Source organism: Simplicispira sp. (genome assembly GCF_028687295.1).
In the GTDB taxonomy this organism is placed as follows: domain Bacteria; phylum Pseudomonadota; class Gammaproteobacteria; order Burkholderiales; family Burkholderiaceae_C; genus Simplicispira; species Simplicispira metamorpha.
Genome location: NZ_JAQUAL010000152.1, coordinates 1 through 7,973 on the forward strand (window position 1 = coordinate 1; position 7,973 = coordinate 7,973).

Sequence of the window (7,973 nt, forward strand, 5' to 3'; positions counted from 1 at the left end):
TTCAACTCCTTCATTGGCCTGGCGCTGGCCGAGCGCCTGGCAGGCAGCCAGGGCCTGCTGCTGATTGCGGTGCTGATTGGCGTCTGTGTGCCGCTGTTCAACGTGGCCGCTGTCTGGCCCATGGCACGCCAGGGCCAGCACAGCTTTGCCCGTGAGCTGCTGCGCAACCCACTGATTCTGGCCACGGCCACAGGGCTGGTGGCCAACTTGCTGGGTTTTCGGATTCCGGCCTGGGCAGAGCCCACCATTGGCCGCATCAGTGCCGCCTCTCTGGCGCTGGGGCTGATGGCGGCGGGTGCAGGCATGCAGTTCGGGCTGCTCACGCGCAGCAAGCTGCTGTCGGTGTCGGTGCTGGGCATTCGCCATCTGCTGCAACCACTGGTGGCCTGGGCCATGGCACGGCTGCTGGGTCTGGATGCCGTGCAAACCACGGTGCTGCTGGCATTCTCGGCCTTGCCCACCGCCTCGAGTTGCTACGTGCTGGCCGCACGCATGGGCTACAACGGCCCGTATGTAGCGGGCCTGGTCACGCTGTCAACGCTGCTGGGCATGGCGAGCCTGACATTGGCGCTGGGTGTGCTGCGCTGATTTTGCTATTTTTTTAATAGCTACTTGCGCCCACCGTCATTGCCTTCAAGGCACTTTTTATTCCAAATCATTAACCGCTGCAATACCCGCCACGGTGCCAAGCGCCCGGGCGGCCAGACCCAGCCCCACATGCGCTTTGTGCCGCCCTGCCCCAGGGCCTGGAATCCCATGGCGAAACTGATACGATTCCAAACGTTACAGAAGCTGCTTTCCCCCTGATATTCACGCCATGCGCATGGCTTTTACGCCCCCATGAACACACCCCTGTTTTCCCCCCATGGGCCAGGCCCGTCCACACAGGAGCCAACGCTTTGAACAGCTCCGACTGGAACAGTGTCACCTTTTGGTCACCCACAGGCGTGGGTGCCCTGGGCAGCGTGGCTGTGCTTGTGGCTGGCGGCGTCACCGCCACATCGGCCACGCTGGCCACCGTGCTGGTGGCATTGGGGGCCTTTTCGGGCTGGCGTGCCACCCTGCGAAAAAACCGCAACCTGCACTCCCACCTCGAAGAGTTTCTGGCAGGGCAAAGGCAATTTGGCGAAAAAGTCACCCCCGTCTGGGTCGGCCACATTGGCAACTCGCGCCAACAGATGGAAAGCGGTATCACGGCATTGACCGAACGCTTCAGCGAGATCGTGCAACGCCTGGAACATACCGTCGATACGGCGGGCCAGGCCACAGCCTCCACCGAGGGGCAAGACCTGGTGTCGGTGTTCCAGCGCAGCCAGGATGAGCTGACCCAGGTGCTCTCCTCGCAAACAGCGGCCATGACCAGCATGGCTGCCATGCTGGACAAGGTGGAGTCGCTCAACCAGTTCACCAAACAACTCGAAGACATGGCCACCGATGTGGCCAAAATTGCCTCGCAAACCAATCTGCTGGCGCTCAATGCCGCCATTGAGGCCGCACGCTCAGGCGAGCATGGCCGGGGCTTTGCGGTGGTGGCCAAAGAATTTCGCATGCTGTCGCAGCAGTCCGGTGAAACCGGCCGGCGCATCGCCCAGATGGTGGCCGTCATCAGCGAAGCCATCACCAGCACCTGCAGCCCCGCCCAGGCGTCCGTGCGCCAGGAAGACGACTCGCTGCGCACCTCGCAAGAGCGCATAGTCAGCGTGATGGACAACTTCAGGAGCATCACCTCCGGGTTGCAAACGTCCACCGACTTGCTGAAAAACGAAAGCATGGCCATTCACGCCGATATTGGCGATGTCTTGCTGAACTTGCAGTTCCAAGACCGGGTCAGCCAAATACTGACGCAGGTGGAAAGCAACATCACCCACATCCCGGCGTACTTTGAAAAGCACGAACAGGAGTGCCTTGCCACAGGCCACCTGGAGCCATTGGATGCAGAGGGTTTTCTGGCCGAAATGCGTAAGTCATATGTCATGAAAGACCAGCACTTGGCCCACGACAGAAAAACACCGCTCGCGGTGGCCAAGGCGCCCAGCCACCAAGGCACCGCCCCACCCCCCACCCGCCCAGCGCCCGAAGCGGACGATGGCATTACTTTCTTTTAGGACGGCAGATGGCTAAAACAATCATGGTGGTGGACGATTCAGCCTCTATCCGCATGGTGGTTGGCATTGCCTTGCGCCGTGCTGGCTACGAGGTAATCGAAGCCCAGGACGGCAAGGACGCCATTGGCAAACTCACGGGCCAAAAGGTACACCTGATCATCAGTGACGTGAACATGCCCGTCATGGACGGCATCACCTTCGTCAAGAACGTCAAGCAAATGCCCAGCTACCGGTTCACGCCGATCATCATGCTGACCACCGAGTCCGATGAATCCAAAAAGCGCGAAGGCCAGGCCGCAGGCGCCAAAGCCTGGGTGGTCAAGCCCTTCAAGCCCGAGCAAATGCTGGGCGCTGTGCAAAAGCTGTGCCTGCCTTGATTGATCTGCCGTTACGCCCATGACCACCCCTGCCGCGTCCGATGCCCCCTTGCGCATCGAAGGTGAAATAACCATTTACCGGGCCGAGGAGCTCAAGCGGGCGCTGCTGGAGCCCTTGCAGCCCCACACCACGCTGGAGGTCAATTTGTCGGCCGTGACCGAACTGGACACCGCTGGCGTGCAACTGCTGATGCTGGCCAAACGCACCGCGCAAAAGCAGCAAGGCCAGCTGCGGCTGGTGGGCCACAGCGCAGCGGTGCTGGAGGTGTTTGACTTGCTCCACCTCGCCGCCTATTTTGGGGACGACCTGGTGATTCCCCAGCCCTTGGGCGCCGCCCGTGCCTGAGTACCGCCCTCTGTCCCCAAAGGTGTTCCATGAACCTTGACGAAGCCCTGCAAACCTTCATTGTCGAAAGCCGCGAGCTGCTGCAAGACATGGAGAACGCGCTGCTGGCCCTGGAGCAGGCAGAAGAAAAAACAGAGCTGATCAACGCCATCTTTCGCACGGCGCACACCATCAAGGGTTCTTCCGGACTGTTCAGCCTCGACCATGTGGTGGCCTTTACCCACGTCACCGAAAGCGTGCTGGATCGGGTGCGCGATGGCCGTATTGGCATCAGCGACAGCCTCATCGCCTTGCTGCTGTCATGCGGCGACCACATTGGCACCCTGATTGACGCCATTGCCGCTGGCGACACCGCCGAAAACCCTGCGCTTACCGCGCAAGGCGAGCCGCTGCTGGAGCAACTGCGCGCACACCTGGGACAAGCGGCAGTGCCTTCGGGGCTATCGGCCAGTGCAGCGGCGGCACCCGCAGACGCCACCCAGCGCATGCCTGGCAGCGGTGCGGCACAAGACCACTGGCACATTTCACTGCGTTTTGGCCCCGAAGTGCTGCGCAACGGCATGGATCCGCTGTCGTTCATCCGCTTCCTGGGCACCCTCGGGCGCATTGAAGAGGTGCTGGTGCTGTCCGAGAAGCTGCCCGAGCCCCAGGACATGGATCCCGAGGCCTGTTACCTCGGCTACGAAATCGAGCTGGAAAGCAGTGCCACCAAGGCCGCCATCGAAAACGCTTTCGAGTTTGTCCACGACGACTGCGAAGTGCGCATCCTGCCGCCCCACAGCCGCACCAGCGACTACATACAACACATCCAGCAAGAGCAGCACGAAGTCTCGGTGCGCATTGGCGAAATGATGGTGCGCTGCGGCGCCCTGACCCAGAAAGAGCTGGACGAGGCCCTGAACATTCAGGAAAAAACCACGCCGACACCCCTGATCGGCACCGTGCTGGTCGAGCAGCGCGCCGTCCACCCCGAAGTGGTGGATGCCGCCATCAAAAAGCAAACGCAGGTCAAAGAGCTGCACGCGCAGGAAAGCCGCTCGGTGCGCATCGATGCCGACAAGCTCGACCAGCTCATCAACCTGGTGGGCGAGCTGATCATCGTCGGCGCAGGCGTCAACCTGATCGCCCGGCGCGCCAACATGGCCGACTTGCAGGAGCACACCTCCAAGCTCTCCGGGCTGGTGGAAGAAGTGCGCGACAGTGCCCTGCAACTGCGCATGGTCAAGATTGGCGCCACCTTTGGCCGCTTTCAGCGCGTGGTGCACGACATGTCACGCGACCTGGGCAAGGACATTGCCCTGGTCATCAACGGCGAGGACACCGAGCTGGACAAAACGGTGGTCGAAAAAATTGGCGACCCGCTGATGCACCTGGTGCGCAACTCGCTGGACCACGGCATCGAGTCCGCCGCAGTGCGTGCCGAGCGGGGCAAGCCCGCCAAGGGCCTGCTCAAGCTCAATGCCTTCCATGATTCGGGCAGCATCGTCATCACGGTGGAAGACGACGGCGGCGGCCTCAAACGCGACCGCATCCTGGCCAAGGCCATCGAGCGCGGTCTGGTAGAGCCAGGGCACCACCTCAGCGACAGCGAGGTGTATGGGCTGATCTTCGAGCCGGGTTTTTCCACTGCCGAGAAAGTCTCCAACCTGTCGGGCCGGGGCGTGGGGCTGGACGTGGTCAAGCGCAACATCACGGCGCTGCGCGGCAGCGTCAGCATCAACAGCACCGAGGGCAAGGGCACCACCGTCACCGTGCGCCTGCCACTGACGCTGGCCATCATTGATGGCTTTCTGGTCGAAGTCGATACCTCGGTGTTTGCCATTCCGCTGGACATGATCGAGGAATGCGTGGCTTTTTCTGCCGAACCCGGCCACAACTACACCAACCTGCGCGGCGAGGTGCTGCCCTTCATCCGGCTGCGCGAGCTGTTTGGTATCACGCAGCCGCTCAAGCGGCGCGAAAACATTGTGGTGCTCAAGCACGCCGGGCAAAAAGCCGGGCTGGTGGTGGACACGCTGCTGGGCGAGTTCCAGACCGTGATCAAACCCTTGGGCAAGCTGTTCAACCAAGCCAAGTGCATCAGTGGCTCTACCATTCTGGGCAGCGGCGAAGTCGCCCTGATTCTGGACGTACCCGCCTTGATACAACAGGCGGCCCAAGGCTTTGCAGGCAACAAAACGGGCGAAACCCTGGCATTGGCCTGAACCATTTCAGTGACCCTGGCAAGACGCTGTTCAACCAAGTTTTTAGAAAGAGATCAATATGTTCAAGAACATGAAGATTGGAGTCCGGCTGGCCATCGGCTTCTGCGCCACACTGGTCTTGCTGATCATTGTGGCCAGCATTGGCATGTCCCGGATCAACCAGATCAACGGCGATATCCGGTCGCTGGTGCAGCAGGATTTCCCCAAAACGGTAGTGGCCAACGACGTTGTGGATGCCATCAATGTGAATGCGCGGGTGTTGCGCAACCTCTACATTTTCAAAGAGACTGAAACCCAGAAAGAACTCGATCGTCTGCCAGAACAAAGCCGCATCATCTCTGAAGGCATTGCCAAACTGGAGCAAATGATCACCACAGACACAGGCAAGGCTAGCCTGCAAAAGGTCAAGGATGCCCGTGCGATTTATGTGCAGGACATGGGGAAATACGTCAGCCTGATCAAGGCAGGCCAACGCGAAGAAGCCGCCAGCATGTTGTCTGGCACCCTGCGCAACAGCCAAGGAAACTACATCTCTGCCATTCAGGCCCTGGTAGAAGGCCAAACTGCCTTGATCCAGGCACGGGGCAAAGACGCCGAAGATCTGGCCGACAACGCAGAACGCCTGCTACTGATACTGACGGTATTGGCTGTGGCACTAAGTGCCGCATTGGGCTGGCTGATCACCCGCAGCATCACAGCCCCCACTCACCAGCTCATGGAGCACGCCAATGAAATGGCCGCCGGTAATTTCGGCAACACGCTGGCGCTGAACCAGAACGACGAAATCGGCAAACTGGCCCAGTCGCTGCGCTCCATGCAATCGGCGGTGCAAGCCATGATCTCGGACGCGGGCGTGCTGTCCAAGGCTGCCGTCGAAGGCAAGCTGGCCACCCGTGCCGACGCCGCCAAGCACCAGGGCGATTTCCGCAAAATCGTGCAGGGCGTGAACGACACACTCGATGCAGTCATTGGCCCGCTCAACGTGGCCGCCAAGTACGTGGACGACATCTCGCGCGGCGCCATTCCTGCCAAGATCACCGACACCTACAACGGCGATTTCAACACGCTGAAAAACAACCTCAACACCTGTATCGACGCCGTCAATGCACTGGTGGCCGATGCGGGCGTGCTGTCCAAGGCTGCCGTCGAGGGCAAGCTGGCCACCCGTGCCGACGCCGCCAAGCACCAGGGCGATTTCCGCAAGATCGTGCAGGGTGTCAACGACACGCTGGACGCGGTCATTGGCCCGCTCAACGTGGCCGCCAAGTACGTCGAGCTGATTGCCATTGGCGATATCCCCAAGCAGATCACCGACTCCTACAACGGCGACTTCAACACGCTGAAGAACAACCTCAATGCCTGCATTGAGGCGACCAACCAGCAATCGGCGGCGGCGCAGTCCATCTCGAAGGGTGACTTGTCGGTCTCGGTCAAGGTGCGCTCGGACAACGATGTACTGGCCAAGAGCCTGCGCGATGTGATCCAGGCCGTCACGGCCCTGGTGGCCGATGCCAACCTGCTCTCGCAAGCCACGGTGGAGGGCAAGCTCTCGGTGCGCGCCGATGCAGCCAAGCACCACGGGGACTTCCGCAAGGTCATCCAAGGCATCAACGCCACCCTTGAATCGGTCGTCATTCCCGTCAACGAAGTGCGCACCGTCATGGGCGCTGTGGCACGCGGTGACCTGACGCTCGACGTCAACGGCAACTACCAAGGCGATCTGCGCGAACTCAGCACCATGGTCAACAACGCCGTCAGCAAAATGGCCAGCGTGATCACCGAGGTGCTGGTGGCCGCCGAAGCCCTCTCCAGCGCCTCCGAGCAGGTCAGCGCCACAGCGCAATCGCTGTCGCAGGCCTCCAGCGAGCAAGCAGCCAGCGTGGAAGAGACCAGCGCGTCGATCGAGCAGATGACGTCCTCCATCTCGCAAAACACCGAAAACGCCAAGATCACCGATGGCATGGCCAGCCAGGCGGCCAAGCAGGCCACCGAAGGCGGCGAGTCGGTGGCGGCCACGGTGGCAGCGATGAAGCAGATTGCCAAGAAGATCGGCATCATTGACGACATTGCCTACCAGACCAACCTGCTGGCCCTGAACGCGGCCATCGAGGCAGCGCGCGCGGGCGAGCATGGCAAGGGCTTTGCCGTGGTGGCCGCCGAGGTGCGCAAGCTGGCCGAACGCAGCCAGGTGGCGGCGCAGGAGATCGGCGAGGTTGCAGGCTCCAGCGTCGATCTGGCCGAAAAAGCTGGCAAGCTGCTCGACGAGATCGTGCCCAGCATCAAAAAGACATCTGACCTGGTGCAGGAAATCACCGCCGCCTCGGAAGAGCAGTCCTCGGGCGCCGGTCAGATCAACTCGGCCATCAGCCAGCTGAGCCAGACCACACAGCAAAACGCCTCCAGTTCCGAAGAACTGGCCGCCACCGCCGAAGAAATGAGCAGCCAGGTCGAGCAGCTGCAGCAGACCATGGCGTTCTTCAAGATTGACGGCGCTGGCCACGGGGCAGGTGCCAGCGGCCACAAGCCGTCGGCCAACAGCAACGCCCGCAAGGCCGCACAGCAGTCCTACAAGCCCGCTGCGCGCAAAGCCTCCAGTGGTGGCACACCCAAGGCGTTCATGGAGTCGATGGGCTTGGGTTCGTCGGCAGCCCTGGACGGCAGTGACACGGACATTGACGAGTCCAAGTTCACCAAATTCTGAAAGAACCCGCCATGAACCAAGTCGTCCCGGCCACGGCCAAGTCAGTGGCGCTGGCGGAACACTCCGCCCGTCTGCAAGAGCAGACGCAGTACCTCACGTTCATGCTCAACGGCGAGCCGTTTGCCATTGGCATTCTGTGCATCAAGGAAATCATCGAGTACAGCGGCCTGACCGAAGTGCCGATGATGCCCGAGTGCATCCGTGGCGTGATCAACCTGCGCGGCGCGGTCTTGCCGGTGC

General features: G+C 61.3%; 7 protein-coding genes. All 7 read left to right on the forward strand.

Annotated elements, in window-relative coordinates:
- On the forward strand, window positions 1-588 hold a 588-nt coding region (locus tag PHX69_RS13800; RefSeq protein ID WP_288044411.1), incomplete at its 5' end, for an AEC family transporter.
- Window positions 589-899: 311 nt separating this feature from the next.
- Entirely contained in the window at window positions 900-2,105 is a 1,206-nt protein-coding gene (locus PHX69_RS13805; protein WP_288044414.1) for a methyl-accepting chemotaxis protein, read from the forward strand.
- An 8-nt stretch (window positions 2,106-2,113) separates the two neighbouring features.
- Window positions 2,114-2,482, forward strand: a complete 369-nt coding sequence (locus tag PHX69_RS13810) for a response regulator (RefSeq protein WP_119011788.1) — start codon at window positions 2,114-2,116, stop codon at window positions 2,480-2,482.
- 19 nt (window positions 2,483-2,501) lie between these two features.
- A complete protein-coding gene (locus PHX69_RS13815) occupies window positions 2,502-2,828 on the forward strand; it encodes an STAS domain-containing protein (protein WP_119011787.1) in 327 nt (108 codons plus the stop codon).
- A gap of 29 nt (window positions 2,829-2,857) precedes the next feature.
- Window positions 2,858-5,032 (forward strand): chemotaxis protein CheA, encoded by a 2,175-nt coding sequence (locus PHX69_RS13820; protein WP_119011786.1) that lies wholly within the window; start codon window positions 2,858-2,860, stop codon window positions 5,030-5,032.
- Between the two features lie 58 nt (window positions 5,033-5,090).
- Window positions 5,091-7,733, forward strand: coding sequence for a methyl-accepting chemotaxis protein (locus PHX69_RS16200; protein ID WP_502958538.1), 2,643 nt, complete (start codon window positions 5,091-5,093; stop codon window positions 7,731-7,733).
- Window positions 7,734-7,744: 11 nt separating this feature from the next.
- Window positions 7,745-7,973: chemotaxis protein CheW (locus PHX69_RS13835; protein ID WP_288044417.1), on the forward strand; the 229-nt coding region annotated here is incomplete at its 3' end.

Excerpts from the sequence above, each read along its gene's own strand:
- PHX69_RS13815 (WP_119011787.1), top strand. The coding sequence starts at position 2,502 with ATGACCACCCCTGCCGCGTCCGATGCCCCCTTGCGCATCGAAGGTGAA.
- PHX69_RS13810 (WP_119011788.1), top strand. The coding sequence starts at position 2,114 with ATGGCTAAAACAATCATGGTGGTGGACGATTCAGCCTCTATCCGCATG.
- PHX69_RS16200 (WP_502958538.1), top strand. The coding sequence starts at position 5,091 with ATGTTCAAGAACATGAAGATTGGAGTCCGGCTGGCCATCGGCTTCTGC.
- PHX69_RS13820 (WP_119011786.1), top strand. The coding sequence starts at position 2,858 with ATGAACCTTGACGAAGCCCTGCAAACCTTCATTGTCGAAAGCCGCGAG.